This is a genomic window from Georgenia ruanii (assembly GCF_009193175.1).
GTDB classification, from domain to species: domain Bacteria; phylum Actinomycetota; class Actinomycetes; order Actinomycetales; family Actinomycetaceae; genus Georgenia; species Georgenia ruanii.
Genome location: NZ_VUKE01000004.1, coordinates 25,682 through 51,703 on the forward strand (window position 1 = coordinate 25,682; position 26,022 = coordinate 51,703).

The 26,022-nt window shown below is 75.6% G+C and carries 20 protein-coding genes; 12 read left to right on the plus strand and 8 right to left on the minus strand.

Translation table 11 applies throughout. The annotated features are described in order from the left end of the window. Nucleotides 1-30 precede the first annotated feature (30 nt). Both GD880_RS05825 and GD880_RS05830 read right to left on the minus strand, forming a co-directional pair. The gene (locus GD880_RS05825) at nucleotides 31-1,758 is read right to left on the minus strand and encodes a sensor histidine kinase (protein ID WP_152230694.1); all 1,728 of its coding nucleotides are present in this window, start codon (nucleotides 1,756-1,758) and stop codon (nucleotides 31-33) included. Then, nucleotides 1,755-2,405 (minus strand): response regulator transcription factor, encoded by a 651-nt coding sequence (locus tag GD880_RS05830; RefSeq protein WP_152230695.1) that lies wholly within the window; start codon nucleotides 2,403-2,405, stop codon nucleotides 1,755-1,757. The genes GD880_RS05825 and GD880_RS05830 overlap by 4 nt, the downstream gene beginning before the upstream one ends. Before the next feature lie 173 nt (nucleotides 2,406-2,578). Between GD880_RS05830 and GD880_RS05835 the strand changes: the two genes are divergently transcribed. Beyond that, a complete protein-coding gene (locus GD880_RS05835) occupies nucleotides 2,579-2,953 on the plus strand; it encodes a hypothetical protein (protein WP_152230696.1) in 375 nt (124 codons plus the stop codon). Beyond that, on the plus strand, nucleotides 2,950-3,693 hold the full coding sequence (locus tag GD880_RS05840) for a hypothetical protein (protein ID WP_152230697.1): 744 nt from the start codon (nucleotides 2,950-2,952) through the stop codon (nucleotides 3,691-3,693). Before GD880_RS05835 ends, GD880_RS05840 begins: the two co-directional genes overlap by 4 nt. 64 nt (nucleotides 3,694-3,757) lie before the next feature. Here GD880_RS05840 and GD880_RS05845 read toward each other — a convergent pair whose 3' ends face one another. Beyond that, the gene (locus GD880_RS05845) at nucleotides 3,758-4,951 is read right to left on the minus strand and encodes an MFS transporter (RefSeq protein ID WP_152230698.1); all 1,194 of its coding nucleotides are present in this window, start codon (nucleotides 4,949-4,951) and stop codon (nucleotides 3,758-3,760) included. Nucleotides 4,952-5,130: 179 nt separating this feature from the next. Between GD880_RS05845 and GD880_RS05850 the strand changes: the two genes are divergently transcribed. After that, nucleotides 5,131-6,621, plus strand: coding sequence for an NAD-dependent succinate-semialdehyde dehydrogenase (locus GD880_RS05850; protein ID WP_152230699.1), 1,491 nt, complete (start codon nucleotides 5,131-5,133; stop codon nucleotides 6,619-6,621). 89 nt (nucleotides 6,622-6,710) lie between these two features. Here the strand turns inward: GD880_RS05850 and GD880_RS05855 are convergent, their stop codons facing one another. Continuing rightward, nucleotides 6,711-7,946, minus strand: coding sequence for an Nramp family divalent metal transporter (locus GD880_RS05855; RefSeq protein WP_152230700.1), 1,236 nt, complete (start codon nucleotides 7,944-7,946; stop codon nucleotides 6,711-6,713). Nucleotides 7,947-8,069: 123 nt separating this feature from the next. Between GD880_RS05855 and GD880_RS05860 the strand changes: the two genes are divergently transcribed. Then, the gene (locus GD880_RS05860) at nucleotides 8,070-8,738 is read left to right on the plus strand and encodes a metal-dependent transcriptional regulator (RefSeq protein WP_319593247.1); all 669 of its coding nucleotides are present in this window, start codon (nucleotides 8,070-8,072) and stop codon (nucleotides 8,736-8,738) included. Between the two features lie 105 nt (nucleotides 8,739-8,843). On the opposite strand, the gene GD880_RS05865 is transcribed toward GD880_RS05860, so the two are convergent. Both GD880_RS05865 and GD880_RS05870 read right to left on the minus strand, forming a co-directional pair. Beyond that, complete coding sequence (locus tag GD880_RS05865) at nucleotides 8,844-9,665, minus strand: SDR family NAD(P)-dependent oxidoreductase (protein WP_152230702.1); 822 nt, start codon at nucleotides 9,663-9,665, stop codon at nucleotides 8,844-8,846. Between the two features lie 71 nt (nucleotides 9,666-9,736). Next, nucleotides 9,737-11,950: a phospholipid carrier-dependent glycosyltransferase gene (locus tag GD880_RS05870; RefSeq protein WP_226909412.1), complete on the minus strand. Its 2,214-nt coding sequence runs from the start codon at nucleotides 11,948-11,950 to the stop codon at nucleotides 9,737-9,739. 270 nt (nucleotides 11,951-12,220) lie between these two features. Here GD880_RS05870 and GD880_RS05875 point away from each other — a divergent pair, with 270 nt between their 5' ends. Continuing rightward, nucleotides 12,221-13,546 carry a S8 family serine peptidase gene (locus tag GD880_RS05875; protein ID WP_226909413.1) on the plus strand — a complete coding sequence of 442 codons (1,326 nt, stop codon included), beginning with the start codon at nucleotides 12,221-12,223 and terminating at the stop codon, nucleotides 13,544-13,546. 55 nt (nucleotides 13,547-13,601) lie between these two features. Continuing rightward, nucleotides 13,602-14,507 (plus strand): 16S rRNA (cytidine(1402)-2'-O)-methyltransferase, encoded by a 906-nt coding sequence (rsmI, locus tag GD880_RS05880; RefSeq protein WP_452176734.1) that lies wholly within the window; start codon nucleotides 13,602-13,604, stop codon nucleotides 14,505-14,507. 82 nt (nucleotides 14,508-14,589) lie between these two features. Here the strand turns inward: rsmI and GD880_RS05885 are convergent, their stop codons facing one another. Beyond that, nucleotides 14,590-15,234, minus strand: a complete 645-nt coding sequence (locus tag GD880_RS05885; protein WP_152230704.1) for an isochorismatase family protein — start codon at nucleotides 15,232-15,234, stop codon at nucleotides 14,590-14,592. A gap of 221 nt (nucleotides 15,235-15,455) precedes the next feature. On the opposite strand from GD880_RS05885, the gene GD880_RS05890 reads away from it, so the two are divergent. Next, nucleotides 15,456-16,907, plus strand: a complete 1,452-nt coding sequence (locus GD880_RS05890) for a DHA2 family efflux MFS transporter permease subunit (RefSeq protein WP_152230705.1) — start codon at nucleotides 15,456-15,458, stop codon at nucleotides 16,905-16,907. A gap of 35 nt (nucleotides 16,908-16,942) precedes the next feature. Here GD880_RS05890 and GD880_RS05895 read toward each other — a convergent pair whose 3' ends face one another. Next, nucleotides 16,943-18,100, minus strand: coding sequence for a glycosyltransferase family 9 protein (locus GD880_RS05895; RefSeq protein ID WP_152230706.1), 1,158 nt, complete (start codon nucleotides 18,098-18,100; stop codon nucleotides 16,943-16,945). 248 nt (nucleotides 18,101-18,348) lie between these two features. Here GD880_RS05895 and rfaE2 point away from each other — a divergent pair, with 248 nt between their 5' ends. From rfaE2 to GD880_RS05920, 5 genes are all read left to right on the plus strand, one after another. Further along, on the plus strand, nucleotides 18,349-19,830 hold the full coding sequence (gene rfaE2, locus GD880_RS05900) for a D-glycero-beta-D-manno-heptose 1-phosphate adenylyltransferase (protein ID WP_152230707.1): 1,482 nt from the start codon (nucleotides 18,349-18,351) through the stop codon (nucleotides 19,828-19,830). A gap of 306 nt (nucleotides 19,831-20,136) precedes the next feature. Beyond that, nucleotides 20,137-21,945 carry a methionine--tRNA ligase gene (gene metG / locus GD880_RS05905; protein ID WP_152230708.1) on the plus strand — a complete coding sequence of 603 codons (1,809 nt, stop codon included), beginning with the start codon at nucleotides 20,137-20,139 and terminating at the stop codon, nucleotides 21,943-21,945. After that, nucleotides 21,945-22,886, plus strand: a complete 942-nt coding sequence (locus tag GD880_RS05910) for a TatD family hydrolase (RefSeq protein WP_152230709.1) — start codon at nucleotides 21,945-21,947, stop codon at nucleotides 22,884-22,886. Before metG ends, GD880_RS05910 begins: the two co-directional genes overlap by 1 nt. 359 nt (nucleotides 22,887-23,245) lie before the next feature. After that, nucleotides 23,246-24,271, plus strand: coding sequence for an aggregation-promoting factor C-terminal-like domain-containing protein (locus GD880_RS05915; RefSeq protein WP_193314383.1), 1,026 nt, complete (start codon nucleotides 23,246-23,248; stop codon nucleotides 24,269-24,271). Nucleotides 24,272-24,825: 554 nt separating this feature from the next. Further along, on the plus strand, nucleotides 24,826-26,019 hold the full coding sequence (locus tag GD880_RS05920; RefSeq protein ID WP_152230710.1) for a resuscitation-promoting factor: 1,194 nt from the start codon (nucleotides 24,826-24,828) through the stop codon (nucleotides 26,017-26,019). The last annotated feature ends 3 nt before the right edge of the window (nucleotides 26,020-26,022 follow it).

Genomic DNA, 26,022 nt, shown 5'->3' on the forward strand with positions numbered 1-26,022 from the left:
GGACCATGGCCGCAGCACCGCGGGCGCCGGTCACCCGAGCGGCAGGAGCGCCACGACCCGGCCGCCGCTCGGCGTCGGGCCGGCCAGCAGGCGCCCGCCGAGCTCCTCGGCCCGTTCCTGCATCGAGGTCAGCCCGATCCCGGGCACCCATTCCCGGTCCACGGAACCGGCGTCGTCGTCGGTGACCGCCACCTGCAGATCGTCGCCCTCCCTGGTGACGGTCACGGTCACCGTCCGCGAGGCCGTGTGCCGCGCGGCGTTGGTCAGGGCCTCGGTCACGATCCGGTAGGCCGCGACCTCCGCCGCCGCCGGAAGCTCGTCGGCGTCGGGCCCGACCTGGAGGACGATCTCGAGGTCGGCGCGGCGCAGCACATGGGCCTGCTGTGCGATCGCTCCCCGCAGGCCCAGCTGGTCGAGCGTGGGCGGGCGGATGTCGTAGACGATGCGGCGGATGTCGTCGATGGCGCGGCTCGCCTCGCGCCGGAGCAGGCGCAGGAGCTCGGCGACCTGCTCCGAGCCGCCCGCGGCGAGGTTGGTGACGGCGTCGACGGTGAAGGCGATGCCGGCCAGGGTGGGGCCGAGCCCGTCGTGGAGCTCGCGGCGCAGCCGGCGCCGTTCCTCCTCGACCGCGCCGCGGATCGCGGCCCGCGACTGCGAGAGCTCGGCGGCGAGCGCCTCGGCCCGGCGGGTCTGGCCCAACAGACGGGCGACGAGGGCGAGGACCTCGGCGTCGGCGCGCGAGAGCTGCAGGTCCCCGGGGCGGAGGCCCACGACGAGGTCGTCCTCGGCGTGGTCGAGGGGGAAGCGACGGACGTGCGGGGTCGGGTCGCCGCTGCACGCGACGTCCGCACCGGCGGCGTGGATCGCGGCGTAGGGCAGGACCAGGGCCTCCCGGATGCGGGCGAGCACGTCGCCCGGGTCGGTCAGCGGGCCGCCCGCGACCCGCGCGGCGGCGGCGAGCGGGTCGGGGCGGCGCCCGAAGAGGAGCTCGTCGACCGTGGAGTGGAGCAGGCGCCGCAGGGGGCGATACGCCACGGCGCAGCAGCAGGCGACGATGGCCTGGACCCCCACGGCGGGGTCCGTGCCGGTCGTGAGGGCCAGCGTGCTGGCGACCGTCACGTAGAGCGCGAGGCACGCCGTCCAGGTGACGCCGACGACCGTCGCCTCGACGACGATCCCGCGGGCGTCGACGACGTCGGGACGCCGCACGCCGACCACCATGCACACCGCGGGGACCCCGAGGGCGACGAGCGTGAGGGCCTGGGTCGTCGGCGTGCCCTCGACCACGATCGACGTGGCGAAGGCGACGACGGCGGGGACGCCCAGGCCGATGACGAGCCAGACGAGCGGGCGGCGCCCGTCCGGGGTGAGCCGCTCGAAGCGCCACCACAGGTGGACGATGACGAGACCGATGACCCCCGCCGCCGCGGGCACGATCCCTGCGTGCTCGGGGACGGCGGCGGCGACGCCGGCGGCGAGGACGAGCAGCGCGCCGGCGGCGCGGTCGACGTGGCGCGAGAGCGTGCCGGGGCGGGGATAGGCGAGCACCGCGAGCGGGCCGAGGACCAGGCCGGCGGTGAGCTGGGCGGCGAGCGCGACGCCGTCGACGCCCTCGAGGGCCACGCCGACGCCGATGGTGACCGCCGCGGCGGCGAGGAGGACGGCGCCGCGCCGGACTCCGCTGCGCGCGAGGAGGACGGCGCACCCGAGCCAGACCGCCGCCATGACGACGAGGCCGACGTGGTGGACCGGGTTCATGTGCCGAAGCCGTGCTCGCGCGCCCGGATCATCGCCTCGGTCCGGTCGGTGACTTCCAGCTTCGCGAAGATGCTGGTGAGGTGGTTGCTCACGGTCTTCGGGGAGAGGTGGAGCGCCGCGGCGATGGCGGCGGTCCGCAGCCCCGAGGCCAGCCCCTCGAGGATCTCCCGCTCCCGCGCGGTCAGCTCGGGGAAGGCGTCCGGCTCGCGCGGCGGGAGGGCAGCGGGGAAGAGCTCGAGGACGCGCGCCGCGATGCCCGGCCCGAACACCAGCTGGCCCGCCGCGACCGACCGGATCGCGGCGGCGATCTCGTCCTGGTCCGCGCCCTTGAGGACGTAGCCGCGGGCCCCGGCGCGCATCGCGAGGAGGACCGTGGCGTCGTCGTCGAACATCGTCAGCATGAGCACCCGTGCGTCGGGGCATGCCGCGTGGATCGCCCGGGTCGCCTCGACGCCGCCCATCCCGGGCATGGCGATGTCCATCAGCACGACGTCGGGCCGGGTCAGCTGGGCCTCCCGCACCGCCGCCTGGCCGTCCTCGGCGACGCCGACCACCGTGAGGTCGAGCGTGCCGAGCAGGACACGCAGCCCCTCGCGGACGACGGCGTGGTCGTCGACGACGAGGACGCGGATGGTCACCCCGCTCATGATGCCGGGGCGGAGGTTCCCGCGTTCCGGGAATGCTTTCCCCTGAGTCTGGGTGGACGTGCCGGCGGGTTCGGGAACGCTCGCTCTGCCGTCCGGAAGGTCTGGTGGGCCACGCTCGGAACACAGGGCGCCTCCGCCGCGGAGGCCGCCGGGGCACGTGGAGGAGGAGCATCATGGTCGTGACCACTCGTCAGCGCATCGGGCTGGGCATCGCGCTCGCCCTGTCCGTCGCAAACCTGGCGGGCCTCGGGTCGCCGACGCCGGCGGGGGAGACCGGGCCGCCGCTCGTGGTCCTCGTCGTCGGAGCGCTGCTCGGTGTCCTGGGCATCGTCGGGTCCGTCGTCGGGTGGCGGTCCGGGAACCGCAAGGTGCTGCGCGTCGTCGCTGGCGCCGTGATCGTGATGGCGCTGCTCGCGACCCCCGCCTTCTTCTTCCCCGTGCCCGCCGGGGTCAAGGCGCTCGTCGGGGTCGTCACCCTGGTGTCGATCGCAGCCGTGGTCCTCGTGCTCTCTCCCGCCCGTGTGCCCGCCGAGGAGGTGCGGTCGTGAGCGCCCGGCGGGGAGGTGCGACGGTGCGCGCCCGCCGGCTGCGGGACCTGGTGGTCGTCGTCGGGCTCGTCCTCGCCCCGTGGTGCTGGGTCGTGGCGAACACGGCGTACATGGTCGCGATCCGCGACGGGGGGAGCGACGAGGACGGGGCCGCGTCGCTCGCGCTCGCGGCGGAATACCCGGGGCTGATGCGCGTGGCGGCCGTCGCGGTCATTCTCGGGGGCATCCTCGTGGTCCCGGCCGTCGCGGGCTTCTACCGCCTCGCGGGCGACCGGCTCGCCGTGGTCATCGGCGGCGGGCTCATGGCGGCCGGGTACATCTGCTACGGCGGGGTGGGGCCGACCACCTTGCTCCAGATCGCGATGGCCGAGCACGGCGGCCCGGTCGCCGACTTCGCCGCGGCGATCGACGCGGGTATGGCCGACCCCTGGGGGATGTGGCCGTTCCTCCTCTTCGTCCTGGGCAACCTGGGCGGGACGCTGGTGCTCGCGATCGGGCTGTGGCGTGGCCGCGTCGCACCGACCTGGGTCCCGGTCGCGCTGATGTGCTGGCCGCTGCTCCATGTGCTCGGTCTGATCTTCATGCGCAACGAGGTGCCGCAGGTGGTCGGGGCGATCATCCAGGCGGCCGGGTTCGCTGCCTGTGCGCGGCTCGTCCACCGGGCCGGCCGGGACGCGCGGCCGGGACCGTCCAGGCAGCTCGCGGCGCAGGCGCCCACGGTGGCCGGACCCGCCGTGTGAGAGGGACGGCTCGTGCGGCGAGCGAGAGCGGCCGCCCACGCCGGTCCTTCCCGGCGTGAGCGGCTCAGCCCGGCAGCACCCGGTTGCGCCCGACGCCGAGCCCCAGCACGAACTGCGCGACCGTGACCCCGGCGAGGCAGAGCAGCAGCAGGGGCCCGGGCCCGGTGAGGTCGCGCAGCACGCCGGCAAGGAGCACGCCCGCGGCGGCGGAGCCGTAGCCCACGCCCTGCGCCATCGAGGACAGCCGGCTCGCGGTCGGGTGGTCCGGCGAGCGCAGCCCCACCAGGGACATCGCGATGACGATCGAGCCGCCGGAGCCCAGGCCCACCAGCACCACCCAGAGCACGACCAGCCCGGGCGCGAGGACCAGGCCCACCATCCCGGTGATCATCAGGACGGGCATGAGCGTGGACGCGAAGCGCTGGTCGCCGCCCACCCGCATCAGCGCCGGGGCCGCGAGGTTCGAGGCGATCGCGGCGAACATGTAGAGGAAGAGGTGCCAGCCCGCCGCCACTGGGCTCACGCCGGTGTCGTGCTCCAGCGTCGGCAGCCAGTTCACCAGGGTGTAGTAGACGGTCGACTGCAGTCCCATGTACACGGCGACCTGCCAGGCCAGGCCGGAGCGCCACACCGGGGCGCCGCGGGTCGGCCGCGGCCGGTGGGTGACGACCCGCACCTCCCGCCCGGACCGCAGCCGCGGCAGCCACACCACGATCGCCAGGGCGACGAGCACGACCCACAGGCCCAGGGCCACCCGCCACGACGACGCCGCGGCGACGGGCATCGCGAACCCCGAGGCGAGGCCGGCGAACACGGACTGGACGGCGATGTACACCCCCGTCACGACGGTCAGCCGCAGCGGGAAGTCCTTCTTCACCGCCACCGGGAGCAGCACGTTGCCCACCGCGATCGAGGCGCCGATGAGCCCGGTGCCCACCCACAGCGGCGCCACGGAGCCGGGCAGCGAGCGCACCACCGTGCCCACGCCGAGCACGATCATCGCGGCGAGCACCACGCGTTCCATCCCGAACCGCTCGGCCAGCGGGTGCACCACCGGCGAGACGAGCCCGAAGCCGGCGACCGGCACGGCGGCGAGCAGCCCCAGGGCGGCGGGGGAGAGGCCGGTGTCCGCCCCCATGAGCGGCAGCACGGGCCCGACGGCGGTGATGACCGGCCGCAGGTTGGCCGCCACGAGCACGATGCCGGCGAGCAGCAGGCCGGCGCGCAGCGGACGGCCGTGGGGGGAGGAAAAACTCATCGTCCTGCTCCTGCCTCGGCGGTACCACGCCCAGGTCAGGCACCCGGGCGGCGACGGCGACGGGGCCTCCCGGGGCAGGGCGATGCTGGCGCCCAGTATGCCCCGCTTCGCGACCGCCCTCGGCCTGCCGCTCGCGGCAAGCCGCCGTAGCCTCGAAGCGACGCGAGGGAGAGCGAGAGATGACCGACCAGCTGACCACGCACCAGGCCCGGCAGGACGAGCTGCTGGGGGCGCTGCACACCGACCTCTACATCGACGGCGCCTGGCGCCCCGCCGCGAACGGCGGGCGGTTCGACGTCGAGAACCCCGCCACCGGCGAGGTGCTCACCACCGTGGCCGACGCGGGGCCCGAGGACGCCATGGCCGCCCTCGACGCCGCCCACCGCGCGCAGGTGGGCTGGGGCCGCACCCCGCCGCGCGAGCGCGGGGAGATCCTGCGCCGCGCCTTCGAGGCCATCACCGCGCGGGCCGACGACTTCGCCCTGCTCATGACCCTCGAGATGGGCAAGCCGCTCGCCGAGGCCAGGGGCGAGACCACCTACGGCGCCGAGTTCTTCCGCTGGTTCTCCGAGGAGGCCGTGCGCATCGCGGGGCGGTACAACTCCGCCACCGACGGCAAGTCCCGCGTCCTGGTCACCAAGCGGCCGGTGGGGCCCTGCGTGCTCATCACGCCGTGGAACTTCCCGCTGGCCATGGGCACCCGCAAGATCGGCCCCGCGCTCGCGGCCGGGTGCACGGTGGTGCTCAAGCCCGCCCAGCTCACCCCGCTGACGGCGTTGCTGCTCACCGAGGTGCTGGCGGAGGCCGGGGTGCCCGCCGGCGTCCTCAACCTCATCCCCACCAGCCACGCCGGCGCCACCACCGGGCCGCTGCTCAAGGACCCGCGCGCCCGCAAGCTGTCCTTCACCGGCTCCACCCCGGTGGGCCGCTCGCTGCTGGCCGACGCCTCCGAGCAGGTGCTGCGCACCTCCATGGAGCTCGGCGGCAACGCCCCCTTCCTCGTCTTCGAGGACGCCGACGTCGACGCCGCCGTCGCCGGCGCGATGGCGGCGAAGTTCCGCAACGGCGGGGAGGCGTGCACGGCGGCGAACCGGTTCCTCGTCCACGAGGCGGTCGCGGAGGAGTTCACCGCCAAGCTCGTCGAGAAGGTGCGCGGTGTCCGCATGGGCGCGGGTGTGGAGGACGGCGTGACCCTCGGCCCGCTCGTGGAGGCCAAGCAGCGCGACAAGGTCGCCGAGCTGGTCGACGACGCCGTCGCCCATGGCGCGGACGTCCTGCTCGGCGGCGAGGTGCCCGACGGGCCCGGCTGGTTCTACCCGGCCACGGTGCTGCGCGGGGCCGACGCCGACGCCCGGCTGCACCGGGAGGAGATCTTCGGCCCGGTCGTCTCCCTCACCACCTTCGCCGACGAGGCCGAGGCGGTGCGGCTGGCCAACGACACCGAGTACGGCCTGATCTCCTTCGTCTTCACCCGCAGCCTGAACCGCGGCCTGCGCATGGCCGAGGTGCTCGAGACCGGCATGCTGGGCCTGAACTCCGGGGTGATCTCCAACCCGGCCGCCCCCTTCGGTGGGGTCAAGCAGTCCGGCGTGGGGCGCGAGGGCGCTCACGAGGGCATCGAGGAGTACCTGGAGACGGTCTACGTGGGCATCGCCGACCCGCTCGCCTGACCCGCCTCCCCGCGACCAGCCTGTCCTTCCGGCTGCGACCAGCCTGCCCTCCCACCGCAGCCACGGCGGCATGGCCGCTCCGGGCGGGCTCAGCTGCCGGCGAGCGTGAGCGCGATGAGCACGAGGTTGAGCGCGGCGACGAGCAGCACGATCGCCGTCAGCGCCCACCGCACCGCCGGGCGGTTGACCGCCGCGCCCATCAGCCGTCGGTCGCTGGTCAGCGCCAGCAGCGGGACGAGCGCGAAGGGGATGCCGAAGCTGAGCACCACCTGGCTGACCACCAGCGCCCAGGTCGGCTCCACGCCCAGGCCGAGCAGCACCAGCGCCGGGACCATCGTGATCGCCCGCCGCGCCAGCAGCGGGATGTTGCGGCGCAGCAGGCCCTGCATGATCGTCGCCCCGGCGTAGCACCCGACCGACGTCGAGGCCAGGCCGGAGGCGAGCAGGCCGATGGCGAAGACCAGCCCGATGCCCGGGCCCAGGGCCGCGACGACGGCGGCGTGGGCGCCCTCGATGGTGTCGGTGCCCGGCTGGCCGCGCAGGCTCGTGGCGGCCAGCAGCAGCATCGCGACGTTGACGACCCCGGCCACGCCCAGCGCGCCGATGACGTCCCAGCGGGTGGCGCGCAGCAGGCGGACCTTGCGCTCGGGGTCCGCCGCCCGCCCGTGCCGATCCCGGGCGAGGGCGGAGTGGACGTAGATGGCGTGCGGCATGACGGTCGCGCCGAGCATGCTCGTGGCCAGCAGGACGCTGTCCGTGCCCGCGAAACGGGGGACCAGCCCGGCGGCGACGTCGCCCGGCGCCGGCGGGTCCACCACCAGGCCGGCGAGGAACCCGATCGTGATGATGACCAGCAGCCCGACGATGACCGACTCGAAGCGGCGCTGCCCGTAGCGGTCCTGCACGACCAGGATCAGCATCGACACGAGCCCGACGATCAGCCCGCCCAGCAGCAGCGGCGTGCCGAACAGCAGGTGCAACGCGATCGCCCCGCCGATGATCTCCGCCAGGTCGGTGGCCGCGGCCACCACCTCGGCCTGCGCCCAGAAGGCCAGCCGGCCGCGCCGGCCCAGCCGCTGCCCGACGAGCGCCGGCAGCGTCTGCCCGGTGACCAGGCCCAGCTTGGCCGACTGGTACTGGACGAGGACGGCCATCGCGCTCGCGGTGACGAGCACCCACACGAGCAGGTACCCGTAGCGCGCCCCGGCGGTGATGTTCGCCGCCACGTTGCCCGGATCGACGTACGCGATCGCGGCCACGAAGGCCGGCCCCAGCAGCGGCAGCACCCGCCGCGTGCCGGGCCGGGCGAGGACGTCCGACGCCATGCTTCCCCTTCCCGAAACTTCAGTGTTCGGTGAACCGAAAATTATGCCGGGGCCTAGTGAACCACACCACGGGCGCGGTGGCTCGCCGTCGTGCCCGACGTGCCCTCGCGTACCGTGAGCGCCGTGGAGAAGGATCTGACGGCGGCTAACCAGGACTACCTCAAGGTCATCTGGTCGGCGCAGGAGTGGTCCGACGACCCCGTGACCACCACGTTGCTGGCCCGCCGGATGGGCTTCTCCCCGTCCACCGTCTCCGAGGCGGTCAAGAAGCTCACCGCCGCCGGGCTGCTCACGCACGCCCGCTACGGCGCCATCGAGCTGACCGTGGCGGGCCGGGCGGCGGCGTTGGCCATGGTGCGCCGGCACCGCATCCTCGAGACGTTCCTCGTCGCCGAGCTCGGCTACGAGTGGGACGAGGTGCACGAGGAGGCCGAGGTCCTCGAGCACGCGGTCTCGGACCGGCTCATCGACGCCCTCGACGCCCGGCTGGGGCACCCGCGCCGCGACCCGCACGGGGACCCGATCCCGACCAGCGACGGCGAGGTGCCCACCCCGCCCGCCAGCCCGCTGCACCTGGTCGAGCGCGGCGCGGTGCGGGTGGCCCGCATCTCCGACACGGACCCGCAGGTGCTGCGCTACTTCGCCGAGCTGGGTGTCGCCCTCGACACCGAGCTGGTCGTCCTGGAGCGCAAGGAGTTCGCCGGCACGCTGTCGGTGCAGGTGGCCGGCCGGGAGGGCCCGCAGGAGGTGGGCCTGGCCGCCGCCGAGGCGGTGTGGGTCACCCGGTCCTGACGGCGGCCCGGGGCGCGGTCCCGACGGCGATCGGCTCGGCGGACCCGACGGCGCTCTGGGGCGCCCGGTCCGGGCGGCGAGCTCGCCGGACCCGCGCCTGCCGGCTCAGTGGCCGGTAAAACCCTCCATCGAGCGGTGCACCCCGAAGGCGCGGGCCATACGGTCCCACGCGCGCGGGGGCAGCAGCCCGCGGGCGGCGCGGGCCACGTGCACGGTGGCCGGGGTGATGACGTGCGGGCGGCCGGCGAGCATCGCCCGCCACGCCCGGTCCACCGCCCGCTCGGGGCTCAGCGTCGGGGTGAGCAGGATCGGCCGGATGCCGGCGAACATCCCGGTGTCCACGTAGGACGGGCTGAACGTCGTCACCGCCACGTGGGCGTGGCCGGCCTGCTCGAGCTCCAGGCGCACGGTGTCCGACCAGGTCAGCAGGGCCGCCTTGCTCGCGGCGTAGACGCTCATGCGGGGGTTGGGCACCAGCCCCGCGGCCGAGGCGACGTTGAGGATCCGCTTGGGCCGGCCGGCGTCGGCGATCATCGCCGGCAGCAGGCGGCTGACCAGCCGCATCGGTGCGGCGGTGTTCACCCGCAGGGTGTGCGCGGCCTCGGCGGGCGCCTGGTCCCAGAAGTACCCGCTCGAGGTGATCACGCCGGCGTTGTTGACGAGCACGTCCACCGTGCCGAGGTCGTCGAGCACCGCGCGAGCGGCGGCGTCGAGGGCGGCGGCGTCGGCGAGGTCGACGACGTCGGTGCGCACCCGCAGCCCCGGCCGGGCGATCGCGGTCGCCACCTCGCCCAGGCCGGCGGCGTCGCGGCCCCACAGCACGACGGCGGCGGCGCCCGCCGCGGCGGCCCGCTCGGCGAAGAGCCGGCCCATCCCGCGGGTGGCGCCGGTGACCAGGACGCGCGCGCCGCGCACGGTGGCACTCATCGAAGCTCCTTCTGTGTCGTCGTCCGCCGCCTCGGGCAGCGGTTCAGTATCGCGGTCCCGACGGGCCGGCGTCAGATCCAGCTGGGCAGCCACGTGCGCAGCCGCCAGGCGTCGTAGGAGATCGTCTGACCGGTCCAGATCGGCCAGAAGAACACCGCGGCGACGACGGCGAGCCCCACGACCACGCCCCACAGCAGCCAGGCGCGCGGGGTGGGCCGGAGGGCGCCGTCGTCGCTGACGAACCGAGCGAGGCGCGAGGGCGCCGGGGTGACGCCGGGCTCGGGCGCCCGGGGGGCGTCCGGCTCGCCCGCCTCGGGGGCGTCCGGTTCGCCCGCCTCGGGGGCGTGCGGTTCGCCCGCCTCGGGGGCGTCCGGTTCGCCCGCCTCGGGGGCGTGCGGTTCGCCCGCCTCGGGGGCGTCCGGTTCGCCCGCCCCGGCGCCCTGGGGCGAGGCGACCGCGGGCTCGCCGTCCTCGGGCGCGGCCGCACCGTCGGGCCCGACGGCGGCGCCCCGGCGCCGGGGCAGCGGCACCTCCCGCGGCAGGCGCACGATGCCCATCGCCCAACCGAGCACGAACGTCAGGCACAGCGCCACGTAGGGCACGAACGCCACGGCGTAGAAGGTGAAGATCGTGCGGTGGGCGTAGCCCAGCCACGGCACGTACATCGCGCCGTAGCCGGCGAGGATGAGCCAGGCGCGCCAGTCCCGGCCGCGCACGGCGAGGTAGATCAGCACGAGCAGCGCCGCCGCGCCCAGCCACCAGATGATCGGGTTGCCCAGGGCGAGCACCGCCTCCACGCACCGCTTGCCGCCGCACGCCGCCGGCGGCGGCGCCGGGTCGGGCCAGTACATCGACGTCGGCCGCAGCTGCAGCAGCCAGCCCGCCGGCTGGGACTGGTAGGCGTGCTTGGACTCGAGGTTGTTGTGGAACTGCCACATCGCCAGGTGGTACTCCCACCAGGAGTTCAGCGCGTCGGGCAGCCAGCCCCGGGGGACCGGCGCCCCGCTCGCGCGCAGCTCGGCGGCCCACTGGCGGCGGTAGGAGTCGGGGTGGGTGAACCACGAGAACCACGTGGCGAGGTAGGTCAGCGCCGCGACCGGCACGAGCGCGACGAAGGCGGGCACGCCGCCGCGCAGCACGCCCGCGCCCAGCCAGGGCCGCACGCCCACCGCCCGGCGGGCGCAGGTGTCCCACACGAAGACCATGACGCCGAAGACCGCCACCGCGTAGATGCCCGACCACTTCACCCCGCAGGCCAGGCCCAGGGCGACGCCGGCGCCGACCAGCCACCAGCGCACCCCCAGGCGCGGCCCCAGCCCGTCGCCGGGCGGCCCCGCCGGCTGCGCGGCCAGGCGCCCGGCCAGCCGGGCCCGGGACCAGTCGCGGTCCCGCAGGACGCACCACAGCCCGACGAGCACCCAGACCATCACGAAGATGTCGAGGAGGGAGGTGCGCGACTCGGTCAGGTGCAGGCCGTCGACGGCGAGGAGCAGCCCCGCCGTCGTGCCGAGCAGGGCCGAGCCGAAGAGCCGGGTCGCCATCCGGGCGAGGAGGAGCACCGACAGCGTGCCGACCACGGCGGCGGCGACCCGCCAGCCGGCGCCGTTGTCGGCGCCGAAGAGCTTGATGCCGGCGGCGATCATCCACTTGCCCACCGAGGGGTGGACGACGTAGTCCGCGCGGGTGGACAGGCCGGAGTAGTCCCCGCGCGCGAAGCCGGGGTTGGCGTTCTCCGCCCACTCACCCTCGTAGCCGAGGACGAGCAGGGAGTAGGCCTGCTTGACGTAGTAGGTCTCGTCGAAGATGAGTCGGTTGGGGTGGTTGAGGTCGACCAGGCGCATCACGCCCGCCAGCACGGTGACGAGCACCGGCCCGAGCCAGCCCCACAGCGCCGCCGTCGGGTCGAGCCGAGCGCCGAGGGCGCGCAGGCCGAGCCGGCCCCGCAGCTCGTTCTCGCGGTCGACGGCCGAGGCCGGCGCGGCGGGAACCGTGGACACCACGGGCTGTTCGGGCGCGGCGGGAGGGGTGGACGCCGCGGGGTGTTCGGGCGCGGCGGGGGCGGTGGACGCCGCGGGGTGTTCGGGTGCGGCCGGAGCCGCCGCAGGCGCCCCGGGCTCGGGCGCCGCCGCGCTCTCGCGCAGGCTGCGGCGCAGGACGGTCCGGGCGCCGGGCCGGGCCCCGGGGTCGCGGTCGGCGTCCCCCTGGCGCGCCGCTGCCGGCTCCTGCGCGGCGCCGGGGTCGCGCACGGTGTCCGGTTCGGGCGCGGTGCCGGGCTCGGGCGTCACGCGGGGCAGTCTAGGCGGCGCGCCTGGAGCGCCTCGGCGGCACCGTCGCGAGAGGCCGGCGCCGCCCTGGAGGTCACCCTCGCGGCGGGGTCGGTAGGGGCGCCGCCCCCACCGACCCCGCGGCCACGCCCGCCCGGGCCCGCAACCTCCATCGGACGGCTTGCCCCTTGCGCGTCGGCCCGGTGACGCTGAGGTGTCGCAGCGTCGCGTGGAGGGGGCCGAGCCATGGCAGCAGCGAGACGGCGCCGTCGTGCGCCCCGGACCCGGACCGTGACCGCCCTGCTCCTCGCGGTGCCGCTCGCTCTCGCCGGCCTGCTCGCCGGGCCGGCCCGCGCCGCCAGCGCGGAGGGCGAGTACATCGTCGTCCTCTCCCACGCCGACGCCGACAGCGTGCCCGCGCTCGCCGAGGCGCAGAGCCGGCAGTACGGCGTCCGGCCGGCGGAGGAGTTCCGCAGCGCCCTCAAGGGCTACGCCGCGACCATGACCGCCGCGGAGGCCGCCCGCCTGCGCCAGGACCCGGCGGTCGCGTTCGTCTCACCGAACCGCACGTGGCGCCTGCCCGCCGAGGCCCGCGCCGTGCCCGCGGCGCAGACCGTGCCCACCCAGGTGCTGCGCATCGGCTCCGACCGCTCGAGCACGCGCGCCGGCAACGGCAGCGGCGCCGTCGGGATCAACATCGCCGTCATCGACTCCGGCGTGGACGCGGGGCACCCCGACCTCGACGTGCGCGGCGGGGTGGACTGCTCCAGCGGCTCCCTCCAGGTGCCCGGCAACGCGCTCAGCGACACCATCGGGCACGGCACGATGGTCGCCGGCGTGGCCGCGGCCAAGGACAACGCCATCGGGGTCGTCGGCACCGCCCCGGGGGCGCGGGTGTGGTCCGCCCGGGTCGTGGACTCGGCCGGCATGATCAGCCGCGCGGCCCTCGTGTGCGCCATCGACTGGGTGACCTCCACCCGCACCGACGCCGACCCGAACAACGACATCGCCGTGGCGAACATGTCCATCGCCGGGCCCGGCGCCGACGACGGCCAGTGCGGCAACGCCGACGGCGACGCCGTGCACGTCGCCGTGTGCGGCTCGGTGAAGGCCGGGGTGGCCTACGTCGTCGCCGCCGGCAACGCGACGAGCGACGTCGCGGGGACGATGCCCGCCGCCTACCGCGAGGTGCTCACCGTGACCGCCATGGCCGACCTGGACGGCCGTCCCGGCGGGTTGTCGAAGACCACGACGTGCGGGTCCGCCCCGCTGCCGGCTGGGACCAAGGACGACGTCGCCGCGCCCTTCTCCAACTACGCGACCGGGGCCAACACCGGGCACACGATCGCCGCGCCGGGGGTGTGCATCACCTCCACCGCGCCGGGCGGGACCTACCGCGCCGGCTCGGGCACGAGCTTCGCCAGTCCGGCGGTGACCGGCGTCGTCGCGCTGTGCCTGAGCACCGGGCGGTGCCCGGCCGGCAACCCGCGGGCCACCGTCGAGCAGCGGAGCGCGACGTACAACCGCACCGAGCCGGGCTTCGGCTTCACCGGCGACCCGCTGCGCCCGACCAACGGCCGCTACTACGGCTACCTGGTGGCGGGCTCGGTGTTCTGAGGTCCGGCGCCCTCGCGCCGGCCTCCACGCCGGGGCCGTGGGGGAGACTGGTGGGGTGACCCACGACGACGCCCCCCGGCCCCCGCTGCCCGACGAGCCGGACGAGGGCACCGGCGAGGCGGCGGCGATGACGCCGGGCGTCATCCTGCTCGCGGCCACCCCGATCGGCGACGCCGCCGACGCGCCGCCGCGGCTGCGCCGCGCCCTGGCCGAGGCCGACGTCGTCGCCGCGGAGGACACCCGCCGCCTGCGCGCGCTGGCCGGCCGGCTCGGGGTGCACGTGACCGGCCGGCTGCTGAGCTTCCACGAGCACAACGAGCACGACCGGGCGCCCGAGCTCGTGCGCGCGGCGCAGGACGGCGCCCGCGTCCTCGTCGTCTCCGACGCCGGCATGCCGGCGGTGTCCGACCCGGGCTACCGCCTCGTGCGGGCGGCCACCGACGCCGGCGTGCGGGTGAGCGTGGCGCCGGGCCCGTCCGCGGTGCTCACCGCGCTGGCGCTGTCGGGCCTGGCCACCGACCGGTTCTGCTTCGAGGGCTTCGTGGCGCGCCGGGCCGGGGACCGCGCCCGCGCGCTGGCCGGCCTGGCCCAGGAGCCGCGCACGATGATCTTCTTCGAGTCCCCGCACCGGCTGGCCGGGACGCTGGCCGACATGGCGCAGGCCTTCGGCGCCGACCGGGCGGCCGCGGTGTGCCGGGAGCTGACCAAGACCTACGAGGAGGTCCGCCGCGGCCCGCTCGCCGAGCTGGTCGCCTGGGCGCAGGACGGCGTGCGGGGCGAGATCACCGTCGTCGTCGCCGGCGCCCCGCCGGTGGCCGCGCGCGCGGAGGACCACGTGGAGGAGGTGCTCGCGCTCGCCGACGGCGGCGCCCGGCTCAAGGACGCCGCGGCCGCCGTCGCGGCGCAGACCGGCCTGGGCAAGCGCGAGCTCTACCAGGCGGCCCTGGCCCGGAAGAGCTGACCCCCGCAGCCACCCCGCCAGTCCGGCCGCGGCCGCCCTGCCATTCCGGCCGCGGCCAGGATGGCGGACTGGCCGCGCGGGGTCAGGACAGGCCGGACTCCGCCAGCTCCACCCCCGCGGCCGTCAGCTGTTCGCGCGCCTTGGCGCCCAGCTCGGGGCTGACCGGCACGGTCAGGTCGGTGAGCACCCGGGTGGCCAGGCCGAGCTTGTTGGCGTCCAGCGCCGTCTCCTTGACGCAGTGGGACTCCACGAGCCCGACGACGTCGACCTCGGCGATGTCGCCCTCGCGGAGGATCTGCGCGAGGGTGCGCCCGTCGGCGTCGACCCCCTCGAACCCCGAGTAGGCAGCGGCGTACATGCCCTTCTTCACCGAGGCGTCGAACGTCTGGTCGGCCAGCGCGGGGTGCAGCTCGGCCTCGGCGGTGCCGGCCACGCCGTGCGGCGGCCAGGTGTCCACGAAGTCCGGGGTCTCCGAGAAGTGCTCGCCCGGGTCGATGTGCCAGTCCTGGGTGGTGACCACCATGGCGTAGTCCGCGCGCCGCTCCGCCGCGTAACGCGCCACCCGCTCGGAGACGGCGTTGGCGCCGGGGGAGGGCAGCGCCCCGCCCTCGCAGAAGGTCGGCTGCACGTCGACGAGGATGAGCGCCCGCCGGCGCTCTCCCGCTTGCTGGGTCACGTCGTACTCCTCCTCGGTGGGGTCGCCGGCGGCGACGAGATCTGCCGCCATTGTCGCAGGCGGGCGATGCCCGGAAAATCGCTTCCCCGCAGGCACTCCCAGGCCGCACAATCGGGGCCGGTCCGAATCCCGGGCCGTCATCGGTCCCCACCCGGACCGGCCCGGTGCCGGGCCGCCACGGGGCCCACCCAGATCGGCCCGCGTGCCGTGTCGAGATCGGCCCGCGCCGCTCGACGCATGCACGGACCCATTCCCGACGCCGGAGGCCCCGCATGACCGAGACCACCACGCCCGCCCCGATCCTCGCCCCGCCCGAGCGGCTCGCGCCCGAGAGCCGCCTCGTCATCACCCTGCTGCTCGTCTCCGCGTTCGTCGTCATCCTCAACGAGACGATCATGGGCGTGGCGCTGCCGCGGATCATGGCGGACCTGGGGATCGAGCCCAGCGCCGGGCAGTGGCTGACGACGGCGTTCATGCTCACCATGGCGGTGGTCATCCCGGTCACCGGGTACCTGCTCCAGCGACTGGCCACGCGGCCGGTCTTCGCCGCCGCGATGATCCTGTTCTCCCTCGGCACGCTGCTGTGCGCGCTCGCCCCGGGCTTCGCCGCGCTCGTCGTGGGCCGGGTGGTGCAGGCCAGCGGCACGGCGATCATGATGCCGCTGCTCATGACCACGGTGATGACCCTCGTCCCGCCCGCCCTGCGCGGACGGACCATGGGCAACATCTCCATCGTCATGTCCGTGGCGCCCGCGCTGGGCCCGACCATCTCCGGGCTCATCCTCAGCGTGCTGCCCTGGCGCGCGATGTTCTGGCTCGTCCTGCCCATCGCGCTGGCCGCGCTGGCCCTGGGCCTGGCCCGGGTGCGCAACGTCTCCACCCCACGCCCGGGTACGATCGACGTCGCCTCGGTCGCGCTCTCCGCGCTCGCGTTCGGCGGGCTGGTCTACGGGCTCAGCGCCTTCGGGACAGGCGGCGCCGGCGCCGCCGCGTGGGTGCCGCTCGCAGGCGGCGCCGCGGCGCTGGTCGCGTTCGTGCTGCGGCAGCTGGCCCTGCAGCGCCGGGACGCCGCACTGCTCGACCTGCGCACGTTCGCCGCGCCGCAGTTCGCCGTGTCCGTCGGGCTCATGGCCCTGCTGACGATGGCGCTGTTCGGCACGATCATCCTGCTGCCCATCTACACCCAGAACGTGCTCGGCCTGGAGCCGCTGACCACCGGCCTGCTCCTGCTGCCGGGCGGCCTGCTCATGGGCCTTTTGGGGCCGGTGGTCGGCCGGGCCTACGACCGGCGCGGCCCGACCGTGCTGGTCGTGCCCGGGGCGCTGGTCGTCAGCGCGGTGCTGTGGTCGCTGACCCGGCTGGGCACGGACACCCCCGTCGCCGCCGTCCTCGCCGCGCACCTGGGTCTGTGCCTCGGGCTGGCCCTGCTGTTCACCCCGCTGTTCACCACGGCGCTGGGCTCGGTGCGCCCGGCCCTGTACTCCCACGGCAGCGCCATCCTCGGCACCGCCCAGCAGCTCGCCGGGGCCGCCGGCATCGCCCTGTTCGTCGTCGTCATGTCCACCCGGGCGGCGGCGCTGGCGGGCACGACGGCGAGCGACGCCGCCGCCCTCGCCGGCGGCGTCCGGGCCGCGTTCCTGTGCGGGGCGGTGCTCTCCCTGCTGGTCGTCGTGGCGGCGTGCTTCGTCCGCCGGCCGGAGCCGGGCGCCGAGCCACAGGGCTGAGCCGCGCGCGGGCCCCCGGTGGGCAGGTCCGCAGCTCACCGTGGGCCCGCGCCACCGCCCGCCCGGGCGAGCAGGTCGAGCACGTCTTCGCGGACCGGGCCGACCGGGACGTCGGCGACGAGGGAGTCCTCGTGCTCGCACCGCGCGGCCGTCTCGGCGGTGACGTCCCGCCCGCACGCCGGGCAGGCCGTCACCCAGCTGAGGTGCACCCGGTGACGGGCACGCCCCAGCGGCCCGGCGGTGATGACGTTGCCGAACCAGTACACCGCGACCGTCGCGGAACCCACGGCCTGGGCCAGATGCCGGGGGCCGCTGTCGTTGCCGAGGAGGACGTCCGCCTCGGCGAGCAGGCCCGTGAGGCCGGCCAGGGTGAGCCGGCCGGCGCGGGAGGTCACCAGCGACCTCGCGGCGGGCGGCACCGCGGACCGGGCCCGGTCGACGATCTCCTCCGCCGCGGCCGTGTCGCCGGACGCCCCGACCACGACCACCTGCGCCCCGGCGCCGGCGGCCGCCGCGGCGACCTCCGCGAAGCGGTTCGCGGGCCAGCGGCGGCGGGCGTCGGTGGCGCCGGGGTGGACGGCGAGCAGCGCCCGGGCCTCCGGCGCCCGCACCGCCCGGCCGCCCTCGCGCTCGGCCGGCGTGACCACCACGCGCGGCTCGAGCACCACCGGCGGCGCCCCGGCCAGCCCGACCACCTCCAGCGCGCGCAGCACCTCGTGCTGGTAGAGCCGGTAGGGGATCGTCCGTTCCAGGGCCGCGGCGTCCGGGGTGCGCGTGCCCACCGTGTGCCGGGCGCCCAGCCGGAGCAGGAACGGGTTGGAGAACCGACCGCCGCCATGCACCTGCACGGCGAGGTCGAACCGCCGCGCCGCCAGCCGCTCCAGGAAGCGGGCCGTGCCGGGCCGGTCCTCCTCGTGCCCGGCGGCCTCGCGGACCCCGCGGGCGAGCGGCAGCACGACCACCTCCGCCACCGGGCCGGGCCGGCCGGCGAGCAGGTCCGAGTGCAGCGGCGTGCCGAGCAGCGTGATCCGGGCCGCCGGGTAGGCCACGACCAGCGCCTCGACCGCCGGCAGCGCGTACAGCAGGTCCCCCAGCCCACCCCCGCGCAGGACGGCGATCTGCTCGACGTCCTCGAAGCGCGGCGCGAGCGGGCCGATGGCGAGGGACGTGGTCGCGGTCGTGGGGGCCACCATCGCTGCTCCTCCCTGCATGCCGCCGGCCGGTCGGAGCCGCGGCGCTGCACGGACCGGTGCGGCCCTTCCTAGCTGGGCCCGGCGGGCCGGGCAACCGGTGATGACGGGGGCGCGGCGGACGCATCCGGCGGGCGCCGTCCCGGCGGGTTTTCTCGGCGGGTTCTCTCTCGGCGGGTTCCCTCCCGGCGGGCGGGCGCCGCGGGATCGTGTTTCCCTGCTGACGTCGTACTCCTGCGCCGGGAGGGCCGATGAGCAGCTTCCGCAGCCCCGAGGACGCCGCCGGTCTGGCCGAGCGGCTCCGCCGGGCCGCGCCGCGGGTCGCGGTCGTCGGCGACCTCATCCTCGACGGGTGGTGGACCGGCCACGCCGGGCGCATCACCCGGGAGGCGCCGGCCCCCGTCGTGCAGGTCTCCGGACGGCGCCACGCCCCGGGCGGCGCGGCCAACACCGCGATGAACCTCGCCGCCCTCGGCGCCCGGGTGCGCCTCGCCGGCGTCGTCGGCGACGACGAGGCCGGCCGCCGGCTGCTCGGCCTGCTGCGCGCCGTCGGGGTCGACCTCGCCGCGGTGGTCGTCGCCGCCGGCGTGGCGACGACGGCGAAGACCCGGATCGTCGCCGACGACCAGGTGCTCCTGCGGGTCGACGACGCCCCCGGCCCGGGGTACCCGCCGGCGGTGCGCGACGCGCTGGCCCGGGCGGCGCTCGCGGCCACCCGCGACGTCGCCGCCGAGGTGGTGTGCGACTACGGCGCCGGCGCCCTCGCCGACCCCGTCCGTGCCGCGCTCACCGCCCGGACCCGCCGCCCGCCGCTGACCGTCGTCGACGCCCACGACCCGCGGCCCTGGGCCGCCCTGCACCCGGCCGTCGCCACGCCGAACGCCGAGGAGCTCGCGACGCTGATCGGCGGCCCGCTGGGCGTCGACCGGGTGGCCGAGGTGGTCGCCCGCGCCGCGGAGATCCTCGCCGCCAGCGGGGCCGAGGCTGTTGTGGTCACCCTCGACCGCGACGGCACGGTCGTGCTCACGCCCGACGCCGCGCCCCGCCGGACCGTGGCCCAGCCGGTGCCCGAGGCCCAGGCGTCCGGCGCCGGGGACACCTTCGTCGCCGGGCTCACCGTGGCCCTCGCCGCCGGGCTGCCCCTGGCCCCGGCCGCGGACGTCGCCCAGGCGGCGGCCGACGTCGTCGTCCGCCAGGCGGGCACGACGGTGTGCACCAGCGACGAGCTGGCCGCCCGGCTGGGCGCCCGCCGCGCGAAGACCCTCGCCGAGGACGAGCTGGTCGCCCGCGTCGCCGCCGACCGCGCGGCCGGGCGCCGCGTCGTGCTCACCAACGGCTGTTTCGACGTCCTCCACCGCGGGCACACCCGCTGCCTCGAGCAGGCCAAGGACCTCGGCGACGTCCTCGTCGTCGCCATCAACGGCGACGAGTCGGTGCGCCGGCTCAAGGGGCCCGGCCGGCCCATCAACCCCGCGGCCGACCGCGCGGCCGTCCTCGCCGCGCTCGGCTGCGTGGACTACGTCACCGTCTTCGACACCGACACCCCGATCCCGCTCATCGAGCGCATCCGCCCCGACGTGTACGCCAAGGGCGGGGACTACACCCCCGAGATGCTCGCCGAGACCGGGCCGGTGCGGGCCTACGGCGGCGCGGTCCGCATGCTCGACTACGTCGCCGAGCACTCCACCACCGCCGTCGTCGAGCGCATCCGGCAGCCGGCCGGGGAGGGATGACGTGACGTCGGGGAGCGACAGGTGGCGCCGGGGGAGCCGGACGACGCCGTCCTGACGGGCGAAGCTGGTGACCGGCCCGACAGCCGCCTCGCGGCGGACGGCCGCTCGTAGCGGCTCTGGGTGAGGCCCGGGGGCATGAACCGGGCCGGTCGCTGGGCACAACGGGCCGGCGTCGCCGCGCATTCCGGCCCCTGCCGGTGAACCGGCTCACCTCGGCAGGCGCCCACCTCGGCCGACGCCCGCTCGGCCGGCGCCGCCCGGCCGCCCGCACGCGGCGCGTGGTGCCGCGGCAACTAGGCTGGCGCCATGACCCGCATCCTTTCCGCCGTGGCGTGGCCGTATGCCAACGGGCCGCGTCACATCGGCCACGTGGCCGGCTTCGGTGTGCCCTCCGACGTCTTCAGCCGCTACATGCGCATGGCCGGCCACGACGTCCTGATGGTCTCGGGCACCGACGAGCACGGCACGCCGATCCTCGTGGCGGCGGACGCGCTGGGCTACACCGCCAAGGAGTTCGCGGACCAGAACAACCGGCTCATCGTCGAGGACCTGGTGGCGCTGGGGCTGAGCTATGACCTGTTCACCCGCACCACCACCCGCAACCACTACGCCGTCGTGCAGGAGATGTTCCGCACGGTGCGCGACAACGGGTACATGGTCGAGCAGACGATGCTCTCCGCGATCAGCCCCTCCACCGGCCGCACCCTGCCGGACCGCTACATCGAGGGCACCTGCCCGATCTGCGGCTACCACGACGCCCGCGGCGACCAGTGCGACAACTGCGGCAACCAGCTCGACCCGGTCGACCTCATCGACCCGCGCAGCAAGATCAACGGCGAGGTGCCCCAGTTCGTCGAGACCACCCACTACTTCCTCGACCTGCCCGCGCTGGCCGAGGCCCTGGGCAAGTGGCTGGACGGGCGGGCCGCGTCGGGCACCTGGCGCCCCAACGTCATCAAGTTCAGCCAGCACCTGCTCGAGGACATCAAGCCGCGGGCGATGACCCGCGACATCGACTGGGGCATCCCGGTGCCCGGCTGGGAGGACCAGCCCACCAAGCGGCTGTACGTCTGGTTCGACGCCGTCGTCGGCTACCTCTCCGCCTCCATCGAGTGGGCCCGCCGCACCGGCGACCCCGACGCCTGGCGGCAGTGGTGGAACGACCCCGAGGCGCTGTCCTACTACTTCATGGGCAAGGACAACATCGTCTTCCACTCCCAAATCTGGCCCGCGGAGCTGCTCGGCTACAACGGCGAGGGGGCCCGGGGCGGGGCGCCGGGGACGTACGGCACGCTCAACCTGCCCACCGAGGTGGTCTCCTCGGAGTTCCTCACCATGGAGGGCAAGCAGTTCTCCTCCTCCCGCGGGGTGGTCATCTACGTGCGCGACGTGCTCTCGCGCTACCAGCCCGACGCGCTGCGCTACTTCATCTCCGCGGCCGGCCCGGAGACCCAGGACTCCGACTTCACCTGGGCGGAGTTCGTCCGGCGCACCAACGGCGAGCTCGTCGCCGGCTGGGGCAACCTCGTCAACCGCACGGCGGCGATGATCGCGAAGAACGTCGGCGAGATCCCAGCCCCGGGCGAGCTCGAGCCGATCGACGTGGAGCTGCAGGGCACGATCCGCGACGGCTTCGCCACGGTGGGCGGGCTCATCGAGGGCCACCACCAGCGCGCCGCCCTGGCCGAGGCCATGCGCCTGGTGGGGGAGGCCAACACCTACGTCACCCGCACCGAGCCGTTCAAGCTCAAGGCCCCCGAGCAGCGCGCGCGCCTGGCCACGGTGCTGCACACCCTCGCCCAGGCCGTCTCCGACCTCAACGTCATGCTCAGCCCGTTCCTGCCGCACTCGGCCAACGCCGTCGACGCGGTCCTGGGCGGCAGCGGCGACGTCGCGCCCATGCCCCGCATCGAGGAGGTCGAGGACCTCGACGGCGGCGCCCCCTACCCGGTCATCACCGGCGACTACGGCCGCGGCGGCGAGGGCACGCTGCCGGCCTGGGGGCCGCGGCCGGTGACGGTCGGGGCGCCGGTGGCCAAGCCGACGCCGATCTTCACCAAGCTCGACGAGGACGTCGTCGACAGCGAGCTCGCCCGGCTGCGGGCCGAGGGCTGATGGCGAAGAAGACCAAGCGCCGCGGCTGGCCCGAGGCGCCCGCGCCGCTGCCCGCGCCCGTGGTGGACAACCACGCCCACTTCCCGCTGCTCGGCGAGGACGGCGCCCCGCTGCTCGACGACGACGTCGCCCTGCCGCCGGGCGAGGCGCCGCTGAGCACCGCCGAGCAGCTGGCGCGCGCCGCGGCGGTCGGCGTGGAGCGGATGATCACCGTCGGGTGCGACGTGCCGTCCCTGGCCGGCACGCTGGCGCTGGCCCACGCCCACCGCGAGCTGGCCGCCGGGCTGGCCATCCACCCCAACGAGGCGCCGCTGCACGCCGGCGTGCGCGAGGTCGGCCCCGACGGCCTCGAGCCGCACGTGCGCGCCCACCACCGCATCAGCCTGGACGAGGCCGTCGCGCACGTCGCCGACCTGGCCCGCGACCCGCGAGTGGTCGTCATCGGCGAGACCGGCCTGGACTTCTTCCGCACCGGCGAGGAGGGCAAGGCCTCCCAGCTGCGCGCCTTCCGGGACCACATCGCCCTCGCCAAGGAGCTGGGCAAGCCGCTGCAGATCCACGACCGCGACGCCCACGCCGAGGTGGTGGCCACGCTCCTGGCCGACGGCGCCCCCGAGCGCACCGTCTTCCACTGCTTCTCCGGCGACGCCGAGCTCGCGCGCACCTGCGCCCAGCACGGCTGGTACGCCTCCTTCGCCGGGCCGGTGACCTTCAAGGCCAACCACGACCTGCGGGCCGCGCTGCGCGAGCTGCCGCCCGAGCTCGTCCTCGTCGAGACCGACGCGCCCTACCTCACCCCGGCGCCGCACCGGGGCCGCCCCAACGCCTCCTACGTGCTGCCGCTGACCGTGCAGGCGGTCGCCGAGCAGCTGGGCCGGGGCCTGGCCGAGACGTGCACCACGCTGACGGCGACGACGGACGCCGTCTACGGCACCTGGTAGGGCGCTTCCCCGCGGCCACCCGCCACTGTGGCTGCGACCACCCTGGCATTCCCGCTGCGACCACCCTGGCATTCCGGCTGTAGCCGGGCCGTCATTCTGGCTGCGCGGGTTCCCGCCCGGACACGGCGGGAACGGCAGCTCGCCGGCGGGCCGCCGTGGCCCGAAACCAGCGGGCGGCCGTGCGTCCTGCGGTGCCGCGCGTGCAGCGTGATCCACAACACCTGTTGCGGCAGTTTTGCGCGAGGTTACGAATCGGTTACGGTCACTCCCGGAATCGAACCCTCCGATCGGCAGGACTGCTTCTCGTGGCACGACACACCGCTGGGCGACACGGCGCGCCCCACACCGCTCCGGCGCCCGTGGCGGGCCCGCCCGCCCCCGGTTCGCGTCGTGCGCTGCGCGAGGCCGCACAGGGCGCCGAGCGGGGCTCCGCCAGCTTCGGGCTGCCGACCCCGGCGGTGCACACCCTGCGCGCCGGCGTGCTCGGCGCGGTGGTCGTGGGCACCGGCGCCTTCGCCCTCACCCAGGGCCCCGACCTGCCCGCCGCGGACATCAGCGCCGACGCCGGCACCCTCGCCATGCGCTCGGGCGACGTCGCCTCCCGCTCCCAGGTGGACGGCCGCGCCGCGCTCGCCGCCCAGGGCGCGCGCACCTTCACCGCGACCGTCGACGGCGAGGATCACGAGGTCATCTCCGCGGCCACCACCCTGGGCCAGGCCTTCGCCGAGGCCGGGATCGTGGTCGGCGCCGACGACGTCGTCTCCGCCCCGCTCTCCGGGCAGGTGCCCGACGGCGGCACGGTCACCGTGACCCGGGTGGTCGCCGAGCACGTGACCGAGGAGACGCTCGACAAGTTCGCCACGGTGGAGAAGCAGGACGCCTCCCTGCCCGAGGGGGAGCGGAAGGTCCAGACCGCCGGCATCGACGGCGTGGCCACCCACACCTACGTCGTGAAGAAGGCCGGCGACAAGGAGGTCTCCCGCGAGCTCGTCGCCTCGGTCGTCGCCACCGTCAAGGTCGACGAGGTCGTCCTCGTGGGCACCAAGAAGGCCGCCCCGGCGCCGGCCGCGGGGCTCGCCGTCTCCGGCGACGCGCGCGCCATCGGCCGCCAGCTCGCCGCGGCGCGTGGCTGGGGCGCGGACCAGTTCTCCTGCCTCGACTCCCTGTGGACCAAGGAGTCGAACTGGAACGTCTACGCGGACAACCCCACCTCCAGCGCCTACGGCATCCCGCAGGCGCTGCCCGGCTCGAAGATGGCCTCCGCCGGCGCCGACTGGGCCACCAACCCGGCCACCCAGATCACCTGGGGCCTCAACTACATCGCCGGCCGGTACGGGACGCCGTGCAGCGCGTGGTCCCACTCCAAGGCCGTCAACTGGTACTGACCGGTCGCGACGCGGCACGTCCGGTGAGATGCCGCACCGCCCGGACGTGACGCGTCCCACGGCGAGTCGCCCGGACGTGAAGCGTCCCTCGCGGGGCCGACCCGGCGTCGCCGAACCGTCGCTGGCGCGGACGTGACGCGTCTCGCCGTGCCGGTGGCGCCCGGGGGCAGTGGCCCCGTCTGGCGAGCGACACGCCGGTCCGCCACGCCGAACTTTGAAGACTGACGGTCTCGGGGCCCCCGCGGGGCCCCGCCCGCACGACGACGGCGCGTTTCTGGCGCGCTCGTGCGGATCCCCGGACCGGTCGGCACGTCGCAGGGGGTCGTGCCGACCGGTCCGGCAGTGGTGTTGAGTCGATTGGCGGCCACTCGACACGCCTGGACGGCAGGTCACGATTCGATTACGGTTTTCGAATCGGTCCACCCCGGACCGGTGGGCGTTGCGCGTCCACAACCGTCAGCCGGATCAGACCGGCCGTCGTGCCGCTCCGCGGGCGGCGGGTCCTCCCCGTCGCGACGGCGCTCTGTGCCCGGGTCCCGCGTCAAAGGAACCTCGTGACCGCGAACCACAGCACCTCCTCCCTCCCCGCCGTGGGCGCCGCTCCGACGTCCGACCCCACCCGCAAGAAGTTCCGCCTCCGCTGGCTCGCGCTGGGCATCGTCCCGGTGCTCGTCCTCGGTGGTGCGGCCACCGCCCAGGCGCACAAGAGCGTCGAGCTGGAGATCAACGGCCAGCGCCACACCCTGTCCACCTTCGCCGGCTCGGTCGACGGCCTGCTCGCCGAGCAGGGCATCACCGTCGGCGACCACGACCTCCTCGCCCCCGGCGGCGACACCGCCCTGAAGGACGGGACCGACGTCGTCGTGCGCACCGGCCGCGAGGTCGCCGTGACCGTCGGCGGCCAGGAGCAGAAGGTCTGGACCACCGCCCTGACCAGCGGCGAGGTCGTCGCCAGCCTGGCCGACTCCGGCCGCGACGTCTTCGTCGCCGCCTCCCGGTCCCTCGAGGACGGGCGCCAGCCGCTCGACATGCCCCTCGTGGTCGACGGCCCGGTCGACGTCGTCGCCGACGGCAACACCAACCGCGTGCAGCTCGAGGGCACCGCCTACGTCACCGACGCGCTCAAGGCCGCCGGCGTGACCACCGAGAACCCCGACCGGGTCGAGATCCGCCCGGGCGCCGACGGCACCGCGCAGGTCGTGGTCACCCGGGTCGAGCGCACCGAGCGCCAGGAGACCCAGCCGGTGGACTTCGCCACGGTCCAGCGCGAGGACGCCTCGCTGTACAAGGGCCAGAGCAAGGTCGTCCAGGAGGGCCTTCCCGGCGAGCGCACCCTCACCTTCGCGACCGTGATTGAGGACGGCACGGAGGTCCGCTCCGAGCAGACCGGCGACGAGATCACCCGCGCGCCCGTCGACCGTGTCGTCGCCGTGGGCACCACGGCCCGCCCGGCGCCCGCCGCCACCGGCGGCGCCGCCCCGGCCGCCCCGGCCCCCGCGCTGGCGTCCGGCGACGTGTGGGCCCGCCTGGCCCAGTGCGAGTCCGGCGGCAACCCGCGGGCCGTGAGCGCCAACGGCCTCTACCACGGCCTGTACCAGTTCTCCGTGCAGACCTGGCAGGCCATGGGCGGTGCGGGCCTGCCCTCGCAGGCCGCGCCCGGCGAGCAGACCCAGCGCGCCCAGGCCCTGCAGGCCCGCTCCGGCTGGGGCCAGTGGCCGGCCTGCGCCGCCAAGCTCGGCCTCCGCTGAGCC

Coding starts and splice junctions, on each gene's coding strand:
- GD880_RS05910 (WP_152230709.1), top strand. CDS start 21,945: ATGGCGAAGAAGACCAAGCGCCGCGGCTGGCCCGAGGCGCCCGCGCCG.
- GD880_RS05890 (WP_152230705.1), top strand. CDS start 15,456: ATGACCGAGACCACCACGCCCGCCCCGATCCTCGCCCCGCCCGAGCGG.
- GD880_RS05850 (WP_152230699.1), top strand. CDS start 5,131: ATGACCGACCAGCTGACCACGCACCAGGCCCGGCAGGACGAGCTGCTG.
- GD880_RS05830 (WP_152230695.1), bottom strand. CDS start 2,405: ATGAGCGGGGTGACCATCCGCGTCCTCGTCGTCGACGACCACGCCGTC.
- rfaE2 (WP_152230707.1), top strand. CDS start 18,349: ATGAGCAGCTTCCGCAGCCCCGAGGACGCCGCCGGTCTGGCCGAGCGG.
- GD880_RS05845 (WP_152230698.1), bottom strand. CDS start 4,951: ATGAGTTTTTCCTCCCCCCACGGCCGTCCGCTGCGCGCCGGCCTGCTG.
- GD880_RS05885 (WP_152230704.1), bottom strand. CDS start 15,234: ATGGCGGCAGATCTCGTCGCCGCCGGCGACCCCACCGAGGAGGAGTAC.
- metG (WP_152230708.1), top strand. CDS start 20,137: ATGACCCGCATCCTTTCCGCCGTGGCGTGGCCGTATGCCAACGGGCCG.
- GD880_RS05855 (WP_152230700.1), bottom strand. CDS start 7,946: ATGGCGTCGGACGTCCTCGCCCGGCCCGGCACGCGGCGGGTGCTGCCG.
- GD880_RS05865 (WP_152230702.1), bottom strand. CDS start 9,665: ATGAGTGCCACCGTGCGCGGCGCGCGCGTCCTGGTCACCGGCGCCACC.
- GD880_RS05895 (WP_152230706.1), bottom strand. CDS start 18,100: ATGGTGGCCCCCACGACCGCGACCACGTCCCTCGCCATCGGCCCGCTC.
- GD880_RS05825 (WP_152230694.1), bottom strand. CDS start 1,758: ATGAACCCGGTCCACCACGTCGGCCTCGTCGTCATGGCGGCGGTCTGG.
- GD880_RS05835 (WP_152230696.1), top strand. CDS start 2,579: ATGGTCGTGACCACTCGTCAGCGCATCGGGCTGGGCATCGCGCTCGCC.